The organism is Streptomyces violaceusniger Tu 4113, from assembly GCF_000147815.2.
GTDB lineage: Bacteria > Actinomycetota > Actinomycetes > Streptomycetales > Streptomycetaceae > Streptomyces > Streptomyces violaceusniger_A.
Genome location: NC_015957.1, coordinates 8,596,251 through 8,615,670, shown reverse-complemented (window position 1 = coordinate 8,615,670; position 19,420 = coordinate 8,596,251). Strand labels below are relative to the sequence as shown.

General features: G+C 72.4%; 17 protein-coding genes. 6 read left to right on the top strand and 11 right to left on the bottom strand.

The window, feature by feature from the left end:
* Positions 1 to 136 precede the first annotated feature (136 nt).
* The 3 genes from STRVI_RS35370 to STRVI_RS35360 all read right to left on the bottom strand — a co-directional run bounded on the left by STRVI_RS35370 (position 137) and on the right by STRVI_RS35360 (position 3,508).
* Positions 137 to 1,168 (bottom strand): zinc-dependent alcohol dehydrogenase, encoded by a 1,032-nt coding sequence (locus tag STRVI_RS35370; RefSeq protein ID WP_014060376.1) that lies wholly within the window; start codon positions 1,166 to 1,168, stop codon positions 137 to 139.
* The gene (locus tag STRVI_RS35365) at positions 1,165 to 2,325 is read right to left on the bottom strand and encodes a mandelate racemase/muconate lactonizing enzyme family protein (RefSeq protein WP_014060375.1); all 1,161 of its coding nucleotides are present in this window, start codon (positions 2,323 to 2,325) and stop codon (positions 1,165 to 1,167) included. The genes STRVI_RS35370 and STRVI_RS35365 overlap by 4 nt, the downstream gene beginning before the upstream one ends.
* Positions 2,326 to 2,536: 211 nt before the next feature.
* On the bottom strand, positions 2,537 to 3,508 hold the full coding sequence (locus STRVI_RS35360) for an ArsR family transcriptional regulator (RefSeq protein ID WP_014060374.1): 972 nt from the start codon (positions 3,506 to 3,508) through the stop codon (positions 2,537 to 2,539).
* A gap of 94 nt (positions 3,509 to 3,602) precedes the next feature.
* On the opposite strand from STRVI_RS35360, the gene STRVI_RS35355 reads away from it, so the two are divergent.
* Together STRVI_RS35355 and STRVI_RS46710 are read left to right on the top strand one after the other, a co-directional pair.
* Positions 3,603 to 4,832 (top strand): MFS transporter, encoded by a 1,230-nt coding sequence (locus STRVI_RS35355; protein WP_014060373.1) that lies wholly within the window; start codon positions 3,603 to 3,605, stop codon positions 4,830 to 4,832.
* Positions 4,833 to 5,340: 508 nt separating this feature from the next.
* A complete protein-coding gene (locus STRVI_RS46710; protein WP_014060372.1) occupies positions 5,341 to 5,871 on the top strand; it encodes a DUF6299 family protein in 531 nt (176 codons plus the stop codon).
* Between the two features lie 45 nt (positions 5,872 to 5,916).
* Here the strand turns inward: STRVI_RS46710 and STRVI_RS35345 are convergent, their stop codons facing one another.
* Entirely contained in the window at positions 5,917 to 6,522 is a 606-nt protein-coding gene (locus tag STRVI_RS35345) for a TetR/AcrR family transcriptional regulator (protein ID WP_106685998.1), read from the bottom strand.
* A 122-nt stretch (positions 6,523 to 6,644) separates the two neighbouring features.
* On the opposite strand from STRVI_RS35345, the gene STRVI_RS35340 reads away from it, so the two are divergent.
* Entirely contained in the window at positions 6,645 to 9,185 is a 2,541-nt protein-coding gene (locus tag STRVI_RS35340; protein WP_014060370.1) for a glycoside hydrolase family 3 protein, read from the top strand.
* Between the two features lie 599 nt (positions 9,186 to 9,784).
* Here STRVI_RS35340 and STRVI_RS35335 read toward each other — a convergent pair.
* Entirely contained in the window at positions 9,785 to 10,783 is a 999-nt protein-coding gene (locus tag STRVI_RS35335) for an SGNH/GDSL hydrolase family protein (RefSeq protein WP_014060369.1), read from the bottom strand.
* Between the two features lie 326 nt (positions 10,784 to 11,109).
* Here STRVI_RS35335 and STRVI_RS35330 point away from each other — a divergent pair, with 326 nt between their 5' ends.
* Positions 11,110 to 11,604 carry a DUF3145 domain-containing protein gene (locus STRVI_RS35330; RefSeq protein WP_014060368.1) on the top strand — a complete coding sequence of 165 codons (495 nt, stop codon included), beginning with the start codon at positions 11,110 to 11,112 and terminating at the stop codon, positions 11,602 to 11,604.
* 60 nt (positions 11,605 to 11,664) lie between these two features.
* The gene (locus STRVI_RS35325) at positions 11,665 to 12,558 is read left to right on the top strand and encodes an NAD(P)-dependent oxidoreductase (protein WP_014060367.1); all 894 of its coding nucleotides are present in this window, start codon (positions 11,665 to 11,667) and stop codon (positions 12,556 to 12,558) included.
* Positions 12,559 to 12,668: 110 nt separating this feature from the next.
* Here the strand turns inward: STRVI_RS35325 and fabF are convergent, their stop codons facing one another.
* The 5 genes from fabF to STRVI_RS35300 form a co-directional block, all read right to left on the bottom strand.
* Positions 12,669 to 13,934 carry a beta-ketoacyl-ACP synthase II gene (fabF, locus tag STRVI_RS35320; RefSeq protein ID WP_014060366.1) on the bottom strand — a complete coding sequence of 422 codons (1,266 nt, stop codon included), beginning with the start codon at positions 13,932 to 13,934 and terminating at the stop codon, positions 12,669 to 12,671.
* Positions 13,935 to 14,007: 73 nt separating this feature from the next.
* Positions 14,008 to 14,256 carry an acyl carrier protein gene (locus tag STRVI_RS35315; protein ID WP_014060365.1) on the bottom strand — a complete coding sequence of 83 codons (249 nt, stop codon included), beginning with the start codon at positions 14,254 to 14,256 and terminating at the stop codon, positions 14,008 to 14,010.
* A gap of 82 nt (positions 14,257 to 14,338) precedes the next feature.
* On the bottom strand, positions 14,339 to 15,349 hold the full coding sequence (locus STRVI_RS35310) for a ketoacyl-ACP synthase III (protein WP_014060364.1): 1,011 nt from the start codon (positions 15,347 to 15,349) through the stop codon (positions 14,339 to 14,341).
* A complete protein-coding gene (locus tag STRVI_RS35305; RefSeq protein ID WP_014060363.1) occupies positions 15,346 to 16,341 on the bottom strand; it encodes an ACP S-malonyltransferase in 996 nt (331 codons plus the stop codon). The genes STRVI_RS35310 and STRVI_RS35305 overlap by 4 nt, the downstream gene beginning before the upstream one ends.
* A gap of 89 nt (positions 16,342 to 16,430) precedes the next feature.
* Positions 16,431 to 17,615: a PucR family transcriptional regulator gene (locus tag STRVI_RS35300; RefSeq protein ID WP_014060362.1), complete on the bottom strand. Its 1,185-nt coding sequence runs from the start codon at positions 17,613 to 17,615 to the stop codon at positions 16,431 to 16,433.
* A 109-nt stretch (positions 17,616 to 17,724) separates the two neighbouring features.
* Between STRVI_RS35300 and STRVI_RS35295 the strand changes: the two genes are divergently transcribed.
* Positions 17,725 to 18,393 (top strand): pirin family protein, encoded by a 669-nt coding sequence (locus tag STRVI_RS35295; protein ID WP_014060361.1) that lies wholly within the window; start codon positions 17,725 to 17,727, stop codon positions 18,391 to 18,393.
* 191 nt (positions 18,394 to 18,584) lie between these two features.
* On the opposite strand, the gene STRVI_RS35290 is transcribed toward STRVI_RS35295, so the two are convergent.
* Entirely contained in the window at positions 18,585 to 19,397 is an 813-nt protein-coding gene (locus STRVI_RS35290) for a serine hydrolase domain-containing protein (RefSeq protein ID WP_043237030.1), read from the bottom strand.
* Between the last annotated feature and the right edge of the window lie 23 nt (positions 19,398 to 19,420).

Below are 19,420 nucleotides of genomic sequence, written 5' to 3'. Positions count from 1 at the left end.
GGTGTCCGGCTGGTGCTGCCCAGGACATCGTTGTCCGGGTGGGGCTGGGTGGATGACTAGAAACGGTCCGGGAGGCTGGTGGGATGACGGGAGACGGGTGCGGGAGGCGTGCCACATGTGCTAACCGAGGCCCTTGCTAGTCGAGGCCCTGCGGACGCAGCAGCACCTTGCCGACGGCCGGATCGCCGCTGCCGACCAGCTCGATCGCGGAGGCGAAGTCGGTCAGCGGCAGCTCATGGGTGATCAGCGGTCGCAGGGTCAGCAGCCCCGCGTCGAAGACGCGTACGGCGTGCGACCAGGCGGCGGGCGGGGCCCCGAAGACGGTCTGCACCTCGATCTGGCGGACCACCAGGTCGGTGGGGTCCAGCCCGTCGGCGCACGCCGCCGGGATGCCGGTGAGCACCAGCCGGCCGCCCCGGCGCAGCAGCGAGGCGGAGTTACGGGCGGCGGAGGCCGATCCGGCGGTCTCGATGACCACGTCGTAGCCCGAGAGCTGGTCGGAGAGCTGCTCGCGGGTGCGGAAGTCGGTGGCGCCGAAGTCCAGCGACAGTTGCTTCCGGTCCGGGCGGGTGCCCACCACCAGCAGCCGCGCGGGGGAGACGGCGGCGAGGAACTGTACGGCGATCATGCCGAGCGTGCCGGTGCCGACCACCGCGACCCGCTCACCGGGCCGGGCCTGGGCCTTGAGCGCGGCGGCGGCGATACAGGCGGCGGGCTCCAGCAGGGCGGCCGCGCCCAGGTCGGCGTCGTCGGACAGCGGGTGCAGCAGCCGGGCCGGCAGGGTCAGGGTGTCGGCCATCGCCCCGGGCTGGGTGAAGCCGGTCTCCTCGTACCCGGCCGTGCACAAGGTGGTGTCCCCGGCGTGACAGCGGTCGCACACCTGGCAGTTGCGGAATCCCTCGCCGACGACCTTACGGCCGACGAGCGCCTCCGGGACGCCCGCGCCGACCGCCTCGACCGTCCCGGACCACTCATGGCCGGGGGTGACGGGATAGCGGACGTACCCCTCGGGCCGGTTCCCCTGGTACAGCTCTCGGTCGCTGCCGCAGATTCCGGAGGCGTGGACGCGCACCCGCGCGTCACCGGCGCCGGGTGCGGGCTGTTCGGGCGCGGTGCCGGTTTCTACCAGACGGAACGCGCCGGGGGCGTCGAGGACGAGCGCGGTCACTTCGCCCCGCCCTTCGGGTCCCTCTTCTCCCAGCCCTCGGCCCACAGGTCGAAACGGGCCTGCTGCTGGGGGAATTCGGCCGCCGCGTCGGTGTCCAGCTCCACGCCGAGACCCGGCTCGTGGGAGAGCTGGAAGTAGCCGTCCACGACCTGCGGGGCCCCCTTGACCACCTTCTTGATCTCCGCGTCGGCGAAGTCGTTGAAGTGCTCAAGGATCTTGAAGTTCGGGGTGCAGCCGGCGAGCTGTAGCGATGCGGCGGTCAGTACCGAGCCGCCCACGTTGTGCGGCGCGATCAGTACGTAGTGCGTCTCGGCCGTCGCGGCCAGCTTGCGCGCCTCGCCGATGCCGCCGATGTGGCCGACGTCGGGCTGGATGATGTCGGCGGCCTGCGACTCGAACAGCTCGCGGAACTCGATGCGGTCGTGGATGCGCTCACCCGTCGCGATCGGCAGGCGCGTCTTCTCCGCGACCTTCGCCAGCGCCTTGAGGTTCTCCGGCGGCACCGGCTCCTCCAGCCACGACGGATGGAACCGCTCCAGCTCCCCGGCGATGCGGACGGCGGTCGCCGGGCTGAACCGCCCGTGCATCTCCACCAGCAGCTCGGCCTCCGGTCCGATCGCGTCCCTTACGGCCTCCACGAGGGAGATCGAATGCAGGGTCTCCGCGTGGTCCAGCTCGAAGTGGCCGGTGCCGAAGGGGTCCAGCTTCAGCGCCCGGTAGCCGCGCTCGACCACGGTGGAGGCCGCCTTGTGGAACGCCTCGGGGGTGCGCTCGACGGTGTACCAGCCGTTGGCGTACGCCTTGACCTTGTCCGTCACCTTCCCGCCGAGCAACTGCCAGACGGGCACCCCGAGCGCCTTGCCCTTGATGTCCCAGCAGGCCATCTCCACACAGGCGATCCCGGACATCACGATCTCGCCCGCCCGGCCGTAGTCGCCGTACTTCATCCGCCGGACCAGGTCCTCCACCGCGAACGGGTCCGACCCGGCGAGGTGGTTGAGCTCGGCCTCGCGCAGATAGCCCAGCAGCGCATCGGTCCGCCCGAGCATGCGGGTCTCGCCGACGCCGGTGATCCCCTCGTCCGTGTGGACCTGCACATAGGTGAGGTTCCGCCAGGGGGTGCCGACGACATGCGTACTGATACCGGTGATGCGCACAGCAATCGACCCTTCGCGATGTTCGATATTTCGTCACACGTTCGAAATCTTGGCGTGACCGTAGTCAGCCCCCGTCAGGGGTGTCAATGGTCGCGCGTCGAATGACATTCGAACGTGACGAACCATCATGACCGATCAAGAACCATCATGACCGATCATCTCACTGGACAACATGGGTCCAGGGATGTTCGTTACTGTGCTGGTGCGAGGACTAGGCGGTTCGCTGGGCCTCGACCAGCACCTCGCCCGCCGTCGTCCGGTCGTACAGAACCGACCGTCCCGCCCGTCGCCGCCGCACCAGGCGGGCCTCGCGCAGGACGCGCAGATGGCGGCCGACCGAGCCCAGGGTCTGGCCGGTCAGGGCCACCAGATGGGTGGTGCTCTTCGGAGTGTCGAGCAGGACCAGGACGCTCGCCCGGGCCGGACCGAGAAGGCGGGCCAGGGAGTCCGGGGCCGGGGGAGGGCCGGGGGCGGTCAGGGCGCCGGCGCAGGGGTAGATCACGGCGTAGCGGTGCGGCGCGTCCCAGGAGACCCATCCGGTGGCGGGGGTGACCGGGACGAGGAGCAACTGGGCGCCGTGGACCGCGCGGGGCGGGTTGTCGTGGGCGTTGATCTGCAGCCGGCTGCCGCCCAGCCACCGCATCCCCGGCCGCAGGTCGTCCAGCGTCGCCGCCCAGCCGCCCTGGCTCACCCGGCCGGTGCGCGCCACCACATCGGCCTCGATGATCCGGCGGCGGCGCGGCCAGGAGGGCCTTACGGCTTCCGTCCACACCCACTCCAGCAGATCCGCGAGCCGCCCCGGCAGATCGTCGCGGCACAGCGCGGCCGGGAGCGGGGAGCGGCCGAGGGAGACGGCGAGGTCGCGGCGCGCGGCGGCGGGGGACGTCGCGCGCATCCGGGCCAGCTCCTCCTCGAAGGACGGCTCGCCCTCGCCCGGCGTCTGGGTGAGGAAGTCCGCGAGCCAGGTCCGGCCCAGCGCGGCCCGGACGAGCAGCGCGGTGACCGGGTCGTCGGCCAACCGCGCCCGGTGGGCGGGCAGATGGGCGTCGAGCCAGGCCCGCTCGCCCGGGTGCGCGGCGCGCGCCCGCTCCAGGGTGACCAGGGCCGCGATGGTCTCGGCCAGGGCGGAGCGGACGAACCGGCTGCGCGCGAGCGTATCCGCGTCGACCAGCCACAGCCCCATCGGCCACCCCCGCCGCCACCGCGTCGTTTCGCGTGGTTTCGCGTCCGCGCGAAACAATAACGCCACCGCGCGGAGACTCCCGAGCCTGAGGGCCATGCGCACCTATCGAGAAGTATTCCGGACCCCGGAGTTCACCCCGCTGTTCCTGATCTCCGCCACGCAGGTGGCCGCCTCGACGGCGAGCGGGCTCGCCCTCGGCACCCTGGTCTACGCGGCGACCGGCTCACCGCTGCTCTCGGCGCTCAGCATGTTCGGCCCCTCGCTCGCGCAAGTGGCGGGCGCGCTGGCGCTGCTGTCGGCGGCCGACCGGCTGCCGCCGCGCGCCGCGCTGTCCGGCCTGGCGGTGCTCTTCGCCCTGGGGACCGCCGCGTTGGCCCTCCCCGCGCTGCCCGTGGCGGCCGTCTTCGCCCTCGTGTTCGGGTTGGGCGCCGCGGCGGCCCTCGGCGGCGCCGTCCGCTACGGACTGCTCACCGAGATCCTGCCCAAGGAGGGCTATCTGCTGGGCCGTTCGGTGATCAACATGTCGGGCGGCACCATGCAGATCGGCGGTTACGCGGCCGGTGGCCTCCTCGTGACCGCCCTCTCGGCACGCGGCACCCTGCTCACCGCCGCCGCGCTGTATCTGCTGGCCGCGGCCGTCGCCCGGTTCGCCCTGAGCGGTCGTCCGGCCCGGACCGGCGGACGGCCCTCGGTCACCGAGACCTGGCGGGTCAACACACGGCTGTGGTCCTCCGCGCCCCGCCGCCACGTCTATTACGCGCTGTGGGTGCCCAACGGGCTCATCGTCGGCTGTGAATCCCTCTTCGTGCCCTACGCGCCCCGGCACGCCGGACTGCTCTTCGCCGCCGGTTCCCTGGGCATGCTGATGGGGGACCTGCTCACCGGACGGCTGCTGCCACCGCACCGGCGGGAGCGGCTCGCGGCGCCCCTGCGGCTGCTGCTCGCCGTGCCGTATCTGGTCTACGCCCTGCATCCGCCGCTGCCCCTCGCCCTGGCCGCCGTCGCCCTCGCCTCGATCGGCTTCTCGGCCACGCTGCCGCTCCAGCAGCGGCTGATGGCCCTGACCCCGGACGCGATGAGCGGCCAGGCCCTGGGGCTGCACTCCTCCGGGATGCTCACCATGCAGGGCGTGTCCGCCGCCCTCGCGGGGGCGCTGGCCCAGCCCACCTCGCCGGCCGTGGCGATGGCCACGATGGCGGCGGTCTCGGTCGCCGTCACGCTGGCCCTGGCCCCGGGGCTGCGGGGCGATCCGGCGGCGTCGCGCCAAGTGGTCGCGTCGGCGGGAAGATTCGAGGAGGCGGCCCCGGAGGAACGAGCACCGTAAGGGCGTTCCCGGAGGGCGGTATGGGCGCCGCGCGAGCACGGTAAGGGCGCTGCGCGACCGTAGGCGCGCTTCATGAGCACCGTGAGGGCGCTCCCACGAGCACCGTGAGGGCGCTCCCACGAGCACCGTGAGGGCGCTCCCACGAGCACCGTGAGGGCGCTCCCACGAGCACCGTAAGGGCGCTCCCACGAGCACCGTAAGGGCGCCACGAGCACCCTAAGGGCGCTCCCACGAGGGCGGTAAGGGCGCGCTGCGCGAACACCGTAGGCGCGCTTCACGAGCACCGTAAGGGCGCCGCGGGGTCAACCGGGCGCCCGGTTGCCACCCGTTGGGCGGTGCCGGACACGCCGCCCGGGGGTGAGGTTCCCCCGGGCGGGTTCGGGCGCCCGGTAGCTGTACGGGGAAATGAGCACCCGCTCACGGGCATCCGTCCGGCGACTCCGCTCGGGAGGACGCGACGGAGTCCGTGGCGGGCCTCCGTTCCCCGCCCCAGGAGGTATGTACGTCCATGCGCAACCGCCGCGCCCTCGGCGCCCTCACCGTTCTCCTCATGGCGACCCCGGCCGCCCATGCCGCGCCCGCCGGGCCCGACCGCCCGGAGCTGCGCCCCGGCTCGGGCCTGGCCGGCCGGGGGGAGCGGTTCGACCGGCCGCGTCTGCCCCTGCCCTGGACCGACGATCTGGCCATCGACCGCACCGGGGACGTCACCCCGGACGGGTCCGTCACGCTGTACGGCAGCTACCGGTGTGTCCGGGGAGAGTCGGAGAACCCTCGGGCCAGCGTGCTCGTCACCCTCACCCAGGGCCGGGAGCGGCATGGCCTCGGCGGCCACAGCGCGGTCTGTGACGGACAGCGGCACCGCTGGGTGATCGACGCGGCGGACGTGGGGTCGTACGAGCCGGGATCGGCGCAGGCCGAGGGTACGCTGCTGAGGTTCGACGCCGTCGGCGCCTCCGCCGCCGACACCGCCTTCGTGTCGCTGCCGAGGAACGCGGTCGGGGTCGAGCAGGACGTCAGGCTGGTGGCGGACCACGGCTGAGCCGCCGTCACGAGACGGCCCGCACACCACGTCCGCATCGCCGCATCACCCCTCGGCCGCTTCGTCTCCCTGTCCCAGCAGGGAGACGAAGGCCCGGAAGAGGGCGGGCATGTCCACCGCGTCCCGGTCGTGCAGCCACTGGAACTGCAGTCCGTCCATCACCGCCACCACCAGCGGCGCGGCGGCCTCGGGGGTGAGCCCACTGGGAAGCCGGTCGCCGAACTCGCCGCGCAGGGTGGCCGCCATGTCGGCGCGCACGTTCTCATAGCGCTGGGTGAAGAAGCCGCGTGCGGGGTGCTCGTCGGTCACGCTCTCGCCGAGGAGTGCGGAGAAGGTCTGGACGATGCCGGGCCGCATCGCGTTGTACTCCACCAGCGAGGCGAGCAGGTCCAGCGGCCATACGTCCCCGCCGTCGTGCCGCGCGGAGCCGGTGTCCCACTGGTCGCGCTCCTTGAGCACGGCGATGAGCAGGGAGTCCTTGGTGGGGAAGTAGTGGAGCAGCCCCTGTTGGGTGAGCCCCACCCGCTCGGCGACCGCCCCGAGGGTCGCGCCCCGGTAGCCGCGCTCGGCGATCACTTCGAGCGCGGAACGGACGATCTCCGCCCGTCGTTCCGCACCGCGTCGCGTACCGCGCTCCATCGCCCTGTCCATGCTCGTACGGTAGAGCATGTTCGATAACGAAATGATAACGGTACCTACCTGGTGACAGGTAATCGGGTCCAGGATGGCCCCGGACGAGGACCGGGCAGGACCCGCACCGGGAGGGGCGAGCGATGGCGGACGCGATCGACGACGAGGGCACGGCCGAGGCCGTGGAGAAGGCCCTCGGCCTGCTGGATCTGGACACCAAGGCGCGGCTGTTGTCCGGGCAGGACATGTGGAGCCTGCCCGCCGTTCCGGCGATCGGGCTGCGTTCGCTGGTGATGTCGGACGGCCCGATCGGCGTCCGCGGCGTCCACTGGACCGCCGACGACCCCTCCATCGCCCTGCCCAGCCCCACCGCGCTCGCCGCCACCTGGGATCCGGAGCTGGCCCGGCGCGCGGGGCGGCTGCTCGCGCAGGAGGCGCGGCGCAAGGGCGTCCATGTGCTGCTCGCGCCCACGGTCAATCTGCACCGCTCCCCGCTGGGCGGGCGGCACTTCGAGGCGTACAGCGAGGATCCGTATCTCACCGGCGAGATCGGCACCGGCTATGTGACGGGCGTGCAGGACGGCGGAGTGGGCACCACCGTCAAGCACTTCGTGGCCAACGACGCGGAGACCGAGCGCTTCACCGTCGACAACGAGGTCGGTGCGCGGGCGCTGCGCGAGCTGTATCTCGCGCCCTTCGAAGCCATCGTCAAGAACGCGCGCCCCTGGGGCATCATGGCCGCCTACAACGGGGTCAACGGCTCGACCATGACCGAGCACCGCGAGCTGCAGCAGGGAGTGCTGCGCGAGGAGTGGGGCTTCGACGGCTTCATCGTCTCCGACTGGCTGGCGGCCCGCGACACCGTGCGCGGGCTCAAGGGCGGGCTCGATGTCGCGATGCCCGGCCCGCGGACCGTCTACGGCGAGGCGCTGGCCGCCGCGGTGCGCGACGGCCGGGTGACCGAGACGGAGCTGGACGACGCGGTGCGGCGGCTGCTCACCCTGGCCGCCCGGGTCGGCGTGCTGGACGGCGCGGCCCCGGCCGTCGCCCCCGCCGACCGGCCCGGCCCGATCGACGGGGACGCGCTGGCCCGCGAGATCGCCCGGCGGTCCTTCGTGCTGCTGCGGAACGAGGGCGCGGGCGGCCGGGGCGCGGTGCTGCCCCTCGACGCCGGCGCCCCCGGCGGGGTGCGGTCGCTGGCCCTGATCGGGGCGGCGGCGCGCGACGCCCGGGTGCTGGGCGGCGGCTCGGCGGTGGTCTTCCCCGACCACGTGGTCTCACCGCTCGACGGACTCCGGGCCGCCCTGCCGCCGGAGGTCGAGTTCAGCTACGCGGTGGGCGCCGACCCCACCGACGAACTCACCCCCGCCGCCCAGGGGTTCGAGCTGCGGGCCGTGGTCCGGGCCGCCGACGGACGGGTGCTCGGCGAATCCCGGCTGCCCGGCGGACAGGTGCAGTGGATCAGCGACTTCCCCGAGGGCGTGAGCTACGAGGAGCTGCACACCGTCGAGACGGTCGGCACCTTCACCCCGCGCGAGAGCGGCGCGCACTCCTTCGGCACCAGGGGGCTGGGCGGCCTCCGGCTGGTCGTGGACGGAAAGGTGCTCTTCGAGGGGGAGCAGCTCCCGCCGGACGTCGACGACCCCTTCGAGGCGTTCATGGGCTCGCCGGTGCCCCGGGGCCAGGTCGAGCTCACGGCGGGCGCACCGGTGGAGGTCAGCCTCACCTGTGCGGTGGCCCGCCCCGAGGAGGCCCTTCTCGACGCCGTCTGCTTCAGCCTGCTGCACCGGGCCCCGGAGCGGGACGCGGAGGAGCTGCTCCAGGAGGCCGTGGCCGCGGCCTCGGCGGCCGAGGTGGCCGTGGTGGTGGTCGCCACCACCGAGAGGGTCGAGAGCGAGGGGTTCGACCGCGGGCATCTGCGGCTGCCGGGCCGTCAGGACGAGCTCGTGCGGCGGGTCGCCGCCACCGGCACCCCCACCGTGGTGGTGGTCAACGCGGGCTCGCCCGTCGAGATGGCCTGGCGGGAGGAGGTCGCCGCGGTGCTGCTGGGCTGGTTCCCGGGCCAGGAGGCGGGCGCCGCGCTCGCCGATGTCCTGCTGGGCGCGGAGGAACCCGGCGGACGGCTGCCCACGACCTGGCCCGAGCGGCTCGAGGACGCCCCGGTCAGCGCGGTGACGCCGAGCGAGGGCCGACTGGTCTACGACGAGGGCGTGTTCATCGGCTACCGCGCGTGGGAGCGGCGGGAGGGGGCCGCTCCGGCGTACTGGTTCGGGCATGGCCTCGGCTACACCGACTGGGCCTACGAGGCGATGGACTTCACCCCAGGGGAGACCCTCGCGGAGGCCGCTGCGGAGGCCGCCGACGGCGCACTGGGAACGGTGACCGTGCGGGTCCGCAACACCGGGTCCCGGGCGGGGCGCGAGGTCGTGCAGCTCTATCTCACCGTGCCCGAGGGCGACGGCGAGGAGCGGCCGGTGCGGCGCCTGGCGGGCTTCGCCTCGGTCACGGCGGGCCCGGGGGAGACGGCGGAGGTGTCCATCCCCCTGCCCCGCCGGGCGGCGGAGATCTGGGACGAGACGCAGAGCAACTGGCGCCTGATCCCCGGCACCTACGCGGCAGAGGCAGCCCACAGCGCCGCCGACCGCCGCCTGTCGACCCCGGTACCGGTCCCGACGACAGCCTGAACCCGCCCAGCACAACGCCGCCGCGGCGGCCCGGCCACCATGAGGTCGCGTGCCGCAGCTGCCCGTGTGACCGGCCGTCCGCGCTGACCCACAGCCCACTCACGCCCTCCGGCCCTGGTGGGGCCGTGCTCACTCGATGGGGTGGCGCCACCCCGCGCGCGGGCCCCGCCCGGTGCGGCCGCTCCCGCCCGGAGGGCGTGGCGAGGCTGCTCGCGGGTGCTCGATGGGGCTGCTGGCGGGGGGCCCGGGGCCGGTGGGGTCGCTCCGGCGCGGCGTGCGGTGAGGTTGCTCGCGCGTGGCTTGGTGGGGCCGTCTCGCCCGGGGCGTGGGCCCGTGTCCCATCCGGTGGGGCTGCTCCGGTCCAGGGCGTGGGGCCGCGCTCCGCCCGGTGGGGCCGTTCCGGCCCAGGACGTGGCGAGGCTGCTCGCGCGTGCTCGGTGGGGCCGCCGGCCTCCGTGGGCAGTCCACCTCGCCCGGTCCGGGCGAGGCTCGCCCGTTTGGTCAGGCCGCCCGGCCCGGTGGGGGCGCACCTCGTCCGAGCCGGTCAGGGTCTCTCGGTCACCCGGCCCCCGGCCGAAAGCGTCGGGGCCGGGGAGGGATCAGGACGTGGCGGCGGTGATGCGGCGGTAGGCCATTTCCGCGAGTTGCTGCTGGCCTGCCTTGCTGGGGTGGAACCAGTCCCACTTGCTGAGCTGGGACGTGGTGAAGCGGTATTCGTGCACCGCCGGGTCGTACCGGCACAGCACATCGCGCCCGCAGACGTCCTTCAGCACCTTGTTGTACTCCGTCACCCGGTCCGCCACCCGCTGCCGGCGGTCGTTGGAGGCGGCGTCCAGGTGCTCGGAGTTCTTCAGCATCGACGGGCAGATGCCCAGCTTCCAGATCTGCCTGCCGAAGACGTTCTTCCGCCCCTCCGACCACAGCCGCTTCAGGTCCGGCACGCTGGCCACATACACCTGGGTCTTCGGCAGGTCACGGCGGAGCCGGGTGAGCGCCGAGGTGAAGGTGGAGCGGAACTGCTCGGTGGCGGTCATCTCGTCGACCGAGTCCCGGCAGGCGTCATTGGCGCCGATCATCACGGTGATCAGCTTCGGCTTGCGGGCCGCGGCCGCCTCGATCTGGCCGGGAAGGTCGGCCACGACCGCGCCGGTCTTGGCGAAGTTCCAGCTATGGGTGCCCGAACGGGCGGTGGTGGCGGGCAGCAGCCGCTGGGCGAGGCTCTGCACATCGGTGCCGGTGGACCAGGACACCTCGGGGCAGTCGGAGAGCACCGAACAGGCGTCGAAGCCGCGGGTGATGGAGTCGCCCAGGGAGGCGATCGAGCTCGGCCGGGTGTTCCAGACGACCGTCCGCTTGGCGCCGGGGGTCTTCCCGGCGCGGGTCGGACCGTGCCGGGAGGGGTCGTCCGAACTGCCGAAGCAGCCCGCCGAACTCAGCACGGCGGCGGTGGTGAACAGCACCACGCCGGCGCGCCCGGCAGTGCGCCCGGCCGTGCGGCGGCCAGTGTGCGAAGTGGTGCGCGGGGTCGGGCGCACGACCGTACGCGTGGTCGAGGAAGCGGCCGCCGATCGCTTCCGGCGTGTCGCGCTGACCCGCATGGCTGTTCCCCCTCCGGCTGTTGGGTGATATCTGTCCGGACCGACGGTACGTCACTCCTCCGGCTGGCTCGCACGGTACGTTTTTCTTGTGCCTGATGAGCGTCGTCCCGGCGAACATGGCGCGCTATGCGGTACCAGCACATTACGCCCCGTCACATCCTGTCCACTTTCTAGAGAATTCTGCACGATAAATTTCACTGAAGGTGACGTCGAGACTGGTGTGGGAGTGATCACTAGGGCAGAATGTGATCCGATGTCCCGGGCGGGACCGGTACGGGCGCGAGGCCGCTGGGGAAGGCGCACCTCGAACCGCACAGGAGGCCCCGGTGACGACACGTGGAGTTCTGTATGTGCACTCCGCTCCGCGCGCGCTGTGCCCGCATGTCGAATGGGCCATCGCGGGCGTCCTCGGCGTGCGTGTCACCCTCGACTGGATCAAGCAGCCCGCCGCGAACGGCACCTGGCGGGCCGAGTTCTCCTGGCAGGGTGAGGTCGGCACGGCCTCCAAAATGGCGTCCGCCCTTCGCGGCTGGCATCTGCTGCGCTTCGAGGTGACCGCCGAGCCCTGCGCCACCGCCGAGGGCGAGCGCTACAGCTCCACCCCCGAGCTGGGCATCTTCCACGCCGTCACCGGAATGCACGGCGACATCCTGATCCCCGAGGACCGGCTGCGTGCCGCCCTCGCCCGTTCCGTCCGCGGCGAGGGCGACCTCGAGGCGGAGATCGCCAAGCTGCTCGGCAAGCCCTGGGACGACGAACTGGAGCCGTTCCGCTACGCGGGTGAGGGCGCCCCCGTCCGATGGCTGCACCAGGTGGTCTGAGCGCCTGACGCGCCGCCACCCCTTTGACCTGGAGCACGCTTCAGGTCTTAGCGTGGCGGCATGACCGAACAACTCCCGGCAACGTCCGTCGCGGTCCTCGGCACCGGCATCATGGGCTCCGGCATGGCCCGCAACCTCGCCCGCTCCGGGCTCGACGTCCGTGCGTGGAACCGCACCCGGTCCAAGGCCGAGCCGCTCGGCCAGGACGGCGTACGCGTCACCGACACCCCGGCCGAGGCCGTGGACGGCGCCGATGTCGTCCTGACGATCCTCTACGACGGCGCCGCGGCCCTTGAGACGATGCGGCAGGCCGCCCCCGCGCTGCGCCCCGGGACCGTATGGGCCCAGGCCACCACGGCGGGGCTGGAGGCGATGGAATCGCTCGCCGCGTTCGCCCGTGAGAAGGATCTCGTCCTCATCGACTCGCCCGTCCTCGGCACCAAGCAGCCCGCGGAGAGCGGACAGCTTCTGGTGCTGGCCGCGGGCCCGCACGCCGTCCGCCCGGTCGTCTGGCCGGTCTTCGACGCCATCGGCAGCCGTACGGTGTGGGTCGGCGACAGTGCGGAGGGCGCCGCCGCCACCCGGCTCAAGCTGGTGCTCAATAGCTGGGTCCTCAATGTCACCCACGCCACCGCCGAGGCGGTCGCCCTCGCCAAGGGGCTGGGCGTGGACTTTCAGGGCTTCCTGGACGCCGTGGAGGGCGGACCGCTGGACAACGGCTATATGCGGGTCAAGGCGGGCCAGCTTTTCCGGGGCGACCTCGAACCCAGCTTCGCGACCAGGACCGCGGAGAAGGACGCCCGGCTGATCGTGGAGGCCGGGGAGCGCGTCGGAGTGCGGCTGGACCTGGCGGCGGCGGGCCAGGAGCGGTTCCGCCGCGCCATCGAGGCGGGCCACGGCGACGAGGACATGGTGGCCTCGTACTTCGCCAGCTTCGACGGCGAGGCCACCTGACACACGAACGCGAAGGGCCCGCCCCCGGCCGGAGCCGGAGGCGGGCCACACCCGCGTATCAGCGCGTTGGGCAATGCATCAAACGTCAAGGCCGTCAGGCCGTCCGCGCGTCAGACCGTACGGAAGGCCAGCACCACATTGTGGCCGCCGAAGCCGAACGAGTCGTTCAGCGCGACGATCGGGCCCTGACCCGGCAGCGACCGGGGCTCGCCGGTCACGAAGTCCGCGTCCGCCTCCGGGTCCGGGGAGACGAGGTTGATCGTCGGCGGGGCGATCCGGTGGTACAGCGCGAGCACGCTGGCCACCGTCTCCACACCGCCGGCGCCGCCCAGCAGATGCCCCGTCATGGACTTGGTGGCGGAGATCGCCATCTGGTCCACATCGTCGCCGAAGACCTTGCGCAGCGCCTTGATCTCGGCCACGTCGCCCTGCGGCGTCGAGGTCGCGTGCGCGTTGACATGCGCGATCTCGGTGCCGCTCAGGCCGGTGTTCTGCACCAGGTTCTGCAGCGCGTGCGCGATGCCGTTGCCGGACGGCTCCGGCTGGGTGATGTGGTGGGCGTCGGCCGAGATGCCCTGGCCGACCGCCTGCGCGTACACCCGGGCGCCGCGTGCGGCGGCGTGCTCCGCCGACTCCAGGACGATGGCGCCCGAGCCCTCGCCCATCACGAAGCCGTTGCGGTCGACGTCGAACGGGCGCGAGGCGCCCTGTGGGTCGTCGTTGTTCTTGGACATCGCCATCATGTTGCCGAAGGCGACCATGGGGAGCGGGTGGATGGACGCCTCGGTGCCGCCCGCGACGACCACATCGGCGCGGCCGGTGCGGATCATCTCGATGGCGTAGCCGATGGCCTCCGCGCCGGACGCGCACGCGCTGACCGGCGTATGGACGCCGGCGCGGGCGCCGACCTCCAGGCCCACATTGGCCGCCGGGCCGTTGGGCATCAGCATCGGCACGGTGTGCGGGGAGACCTTGCGGACGCCCTTCTCGCGCAGCACGTCGTACTGGTCGAGCAGGGTGGTCACCCCGCCGATGCCGGAGGCCACGACCGCGCCGAGGCGGTCGGGGTCGACCGACGGGTCCTCGCCCGCCTTGGCGGTGAAGCCCGCGTCCGCCCATGCCTCACGGGCCGCGATCAGGGCGAACTGCGCCGACCTGTCGAGCCTGCGGGCCTGCGGGCGAGGGATGATGGTGCCCGGTTCCACCGCGATCTTCGCGGCGATGCGGACCGGCAACTCGGCCGACCATTCCTCCTCCAGGAGGTTCACGCCGGACCGGCCGGCCAGCAGGGCCTCCCAGGTCGTTGAGGCGTCGCCACCCAGCGGCGTCGTGGCACCAACACCGGTGACGACCACGGTGCGATTGGTCGAGTTCACAGGAATTCCTACTCCACGTGTAGAAGGTGCTGGACCCGCCACCGCATGGGTGGCGACAACGGCCTTGAGGGGCTCAGCCCTGGTGCTTGAGGATGTACTCGACGGCGTCGCCGACGGTCTTGAGGTTCTTGACGTCGTCGTCCGGGATCTTCACGTCGAAGCGCTCCTCGGCGGCGACGACCACCTCGACCATGGACAGCGAGTCGACGTCCAGATCGTCGGTGAAGGACTTGTCCAGCAGGACGTCCTCGGTCGGGATACCGGCGATCTCGTTGACGATCTCGGCGAGACCTTCGAGGATCTCTTCCTGAGTGGCGGCCATTGCGGCGCTCCTTCTTCGGTGTGTTGCGGTGGTGGCGCAGCGTCCGACTTCTGCCGAGCTGCGTGGATATGGACTATGGAGCCTAAGGGAGGGTAACGACCGTCGCTGCGTAGACGAGACCCGCTCCGAATCCGATGACGAGCGCGGTGTCGCCGCTCTTCGCCTGCCCCGTCGCCAACAGCCGCTCCATGGCGAGCGGAATGGAGGCGGCCGAGGTGTTGCCGGTGGTCTCCACATCACGGGCGACCGTGACGTGCTCCGGCAGCTTGAGGGTTTTGATCATCGAGTCGATGATCCGCATATTGGCCTGGTGGGGGATGAACGCGTCGAGGTCGTCCGGGGCGACCCCGGCCTCGTCCAGGGCCTGCTGGGCGACCTTCGCCATCTCGTAGACGGCCCAGCGGAAGACCGCCTGGCCCTCCTGGCGCAGCGCCGGGTAGCGCACCTCGGCGGAGTCCTGGTCGCGGTAGACGTCCCAGGGCAGCGTCTGGGTGATGGTCTCGGACTTGTCGCCCTCCGAGCCCCAGACGGTCGGGCCGATCGCGGGCTCCTTGGAGGGGCCGACCACCACGGCGCCGGCGCCGTCGCCGAACAGGAAGGCCGTCGCGCGGTCCTCCAGGTCGGTCAGGTCCGAAAGCCGCTCGACGCCGATGACCAGCACATGCTCCGCGGTGCCGTCGGTGATCATGCCCTTGGCGAGGGTCAGCCCGTAGCCGAAGCCGGCACAGCCCGCCGAGATGTCGAACGCGGCCGGCTTGCCGGTGCCCAGCAGATGCGCGATCTCGGTCGCGATCGCCGGGGTCTGCTTGAAGTGCGAGACCGTCGAGACGATCACGGCGCCGATCTGTTCCGGGCTCAGGCCGGCGTCGGCGATGGCCTTGCCGCCCGCCTCCACGGACATGGCGGCGACCGTCTCATCCGGACCGGCCCAGTGCCGGGTGGCGATGCCCGAGCGGGAACGGATCCACTCGTCGGAGGAGTCGATGTGCTTGAGGATCTCCTCGTTCGGCACCACCCGGGTCGGACGGTAGCCACCGACGCCGAGAATGCGCGCGTACGGGGCGCCCTTACTGGGCCTGATCTTCGCGGTCATGCTTCTCGGAGCTCCTCTTCGGCCGGTGTGGCGAGGGCGGGAATGGCGTGCTCCTCGATCAGCGCACGGGCCGCGTCGAGATCGTCCGGAGTCTTCAGCGCCAGGTTGGTGACGCCCGGCAGGGCACGCTTGGCGAGGCCGGTGAGCGTGCCGCCCGGGGCCACCTCGATCAGCGCGGTGACGCCCAGCTCCCGGAAGGTCTCCATGCACAGGTCCCAGCGCACCGGGTTGGACACCTGGGCGACCATGCGCTCGATCACCCCGGCCCCGGACGTCACGACCCCGCCGTCACGGTTGGAGACGTAAGCGGTGCGCGGATCGGCCACCGGAACCCCCGCGACCAGGGCCTCGAGGGCGGCGACCGCCGGGGCCATATGGTCGGTGTGGAACGCGCCGGCGACCTTGAGCGGTACGACGCGGCGCACCCCCTCGGGCTTGTCCTCGGCCAGCGCCGCCAACTGCTCGGCGGTGCCCGCGGCCACGATCTGCCCGGCCCCGTTGACGTTCGCCGGGGTCAGCCCGTGCTTGTCGAGATGGGCGACGACCTCGTCCTGCTCACCACCCAGTATGGCGGCCATTCCGGTCTCGGTGCGGCTCGCGGCCTCCGCCATGGCGAGCCCGCGCCTGCGGACCAGCACCATGGCCGCCTCGTCGGTGAGCACTCCGGCGGCCACGGCCGCGGTGATCTCGCCGACGCTGTGGCCCGCGACCGCGCCGATACGGCTCGGCAGCCCCGCGAGACCGGTCGTGCCCCCGATGCCCTCGCCGAACAGCGCGTGGGCGGAGACCAGACCGGCGGCCACCAGCAGCGGCTGGGCCACCGCGGTGTCGCGGATCTCCTCCTCGTCGGCCTTGGTGCCGTAGTGGATGAGGTCCAGGCCGGACACGGCCGACCACCACGTCAGACGTTCGGTGACGCCGGGCAGGTCGAGCCAGGGGGTGAGGAAGCCGGGCTTTTGAGCGCCCTGGCCGGGAGCGACGAGTACGAGCACTCTCACACTCTCTCTTGCGGACGGTCCGACTCGCCCGTGAGGACAAGGACGAAGAACCGTCAGGGGAATTGTGGAGGTCCAACAAACGGTCAGGGCAATATGTTCGCGTCGGCGAGACGGCCCAGGATCAGGGCTATGCGCAGAGTAAACGCCGACCTGACGTCGGAAGGTGACCATCCGGTGACGTCCGTCACACGTCGTAGCCGGTAGCGGACGGTGTTCGGGTGAACGAAGAGCATCCGGGCCGCCCCCTCCAGACTGCTCGCCTGTTCGAGGTACACACTCAGTGTCTCGAGCAGCGCCGAACCGGCTTCCTCCAGCGGTCTGTAGATCTCCTCCACCAACTGCTCACGGGCAGCGGGGTCACCGGCCATCGCGCGCTCGGGCAGCAGATCGTCCGCGATCACCGGACGGGGCGCGTCCGGCCAGGCGGTGCACGCCTTCAGCCCGGCCGCCGCCGCCCCCGCCGAGCGGGTCGCGGCCAGCAGGTCGGAGACCACCGGACCGGCCACCACCGGGCCCGGGGCGTACGGCCCGATCAGCGCCTTCGCCGCCTGCAGCGGATTGTCCGAGCCGCCCGCGACCACCACCAGCCGGTCGCCCAGCACCCCGGTGAGGACCTGCAGCTTGGCGTGGCGGGCGGCCCGCCGGATCGCCTCGACCGTCAGCTCGCTGTCCCCGTCGGGGGCGGTGCCCAGCACCACGCACACATGCTCGGGGGAGTTCCAGCCGAGCGCCGCGGCGCGGGACAGCGCCCCCTCGTCGGCCTCCCCGGACAGCACCGCGTTGACGACCAGCGACTCCAGCCGGGCGTCCCAGGCGCCGCGCGCCTCGGCGGCCTGCGCGTACACCTGGGCGGTGGCGAAGGCGATCTCCCGCGCGTACACCAGCAGCGCCTCGCGCAGCACCGACTCATCGCCCGGGGCCGCCACGTCGTCGATCGCCGACTCCATGACCTCGATGGTCGTGCGGACCATCTCCACGGTCTGCCGCAGGGTGATCGCCCGGGTCAGCTCGCGCGGGGCGGTGCCGAACACATCGGTGCTGATCGCCTGGGGCGCCTCGGGGTGGCGAAACCATTCGGTGAAGGCCGCGATGCCCGCCTGTGCCACCAGCCCGATCCAGGAGCGGTTCTCGGGCGGCATCGCGCGGTACCACGGCAACTGCTCGTCCATGCGCGCGATGGCGTTGGCGGCGAGCTTCCCGGAGGACTTCTCCAGGCGGCGCAGGGTGGCACTGTGCGGATGCGGGGTGTTCGAGGCTGGTTCAGGCACGAGGACAAGACTGCCTTATCGGGTGGTGAGCGCTGGGGGCGGGAGGCTACGCCGGGGTAGGGACGGGGCCGGGGCGGACGGGTCGGGGCGCACTACCGTGGACCGGGTGATGTGGATACAGCGGTCCGGTGCACGGTATCCGGGTGGGGAGGGCGCGGGCATCGAGACGCGCCACGCCTTTTCCTTCTCTGGGTACTACGACCCCGGCAACGTGCGGTTCGGGTCCCTCGTCGCCTGCAACGAGGAGCGGCTCGCCCCCGGTGCGGGCTTCGCCGAGCATCCGCACCGCGATATGGAGATCGTCACCTGGGTCGTCGGGGGCGAGCTCACCCACGAGGACTCCACCGGCGCGCGGACCGTGGTGCGCCCCGGCGATGTGCAGCGGCTCAGCGCCGGAAGCGGAGTGCGTCACACCGAGCGCAACGCGGGCGCGGAACCCCTCACCTTCGTCCAGATGTGGCTGGTGCCGGGGCCCGGCGCCGCCATGGACCCCGGGTACGAGGTGGTGCGCGGCGTCGCCGACGGCACCCCGTACGCACTGGAGCGCACCGAGGCGGTGCTGCATGTGCGGCGGCTGGCGGACGGCGAGCGCACCGCGCTGCCGGACGCGCCGTGGGTGTACGCGCATACGGTGCGCGGCGCGGCGCGGATCGAGGGGGAGACCCTCCGGCCCGGCGACGCGGCCCGGATCACGGGTGCGGAGGGTCTGGAGGCATGCGCCGAGGGCCCCGCCGAGCTGCTGATCTGGGAGCTGCACGCGGAGCCGGTCTACGGCTGAGGGGTAGCGCCCTGGCATGCCGTCGATCGTCTGCGGCGCCGTCGTGGCTGGTCGCCCACGCGGCGGAGCCGCATATCCACACAGCCGCGGCGGAGCCGCACATCGACACAGCCCCGCGCCCCTTCAGGGCGCCTTCGAACCGCGGCCGACTTCCGCCGATCCGCCGAGCCCCTCAGCTTGCCGCCGGGCGCTCAGCCCAGTTCGGCCAGGATCGCGTCGGTGAGCGTCGGCCAGGCCTCGACCGCCCAGGGGCCGAAGGCCCGGTCGGCCAGGGCGACGCAGGCGGCGCGGGCGTCCGGGTCGACCCACAGGAACGTTCCGGACTGGCCGAAATGCCCGAAGGTGCGGGGCGAGGAGGAGGCGCCGGTCCAGTGCGGCGACTTGCCGTCGCGTATCTCGAAGCCGAGCCCCCAGTCGTTGGGCCGCTGATGGCCGTAGCCGGGCAGCACACCCGTGAGGCCCGGGTGGACCACGGAGCTGGCCTCGGCCAGCGTCTCGGCCGCCAGCAGTCGCGGGGCCTGCAGCTCCGCGGCGAAGCGCACCAGGTCGTCCACGGTCGAGACGCCGTCCTTGGCGGGCGAGCCGGCCAGCTCGGTGGCGGTCATGCCGAGCGGCTCCAGCACCGCCTGGCGCAGATACTCCGGGAACGGGATGTCCGTGGCCTTGGCGATGTGATCGCCCAGCACCTCGAACCCGGCGTTGGAGTAGAGCCGGCGGTTGCCGGGCGCGGCGACCGAGCGGTGCTCGTCGAAGGCGAGCCCGGAGGTGTGCGCCAGCAGATGGCGCACCGTGGAGCCCTCGGGCCCGGCCGGTTCGTCGAGCTCCACCGCGCCCTCTTCGACGGCGAGCAGCGCGGCGTACGCGGCGAGCGGCTTGGTGACCGAGGCGAGGGGGAAACGATGGCCGGTCGGGCCGTACGATCCGGCCAGGGTGCCGTCCGCGCGTACGACGGCGGCCGCCGCCGTCGGAACCGGCCAGTTCTCGATCATCCGCAGGCTCTCCATGTCACAGAGCCTAGTGGCGAGGG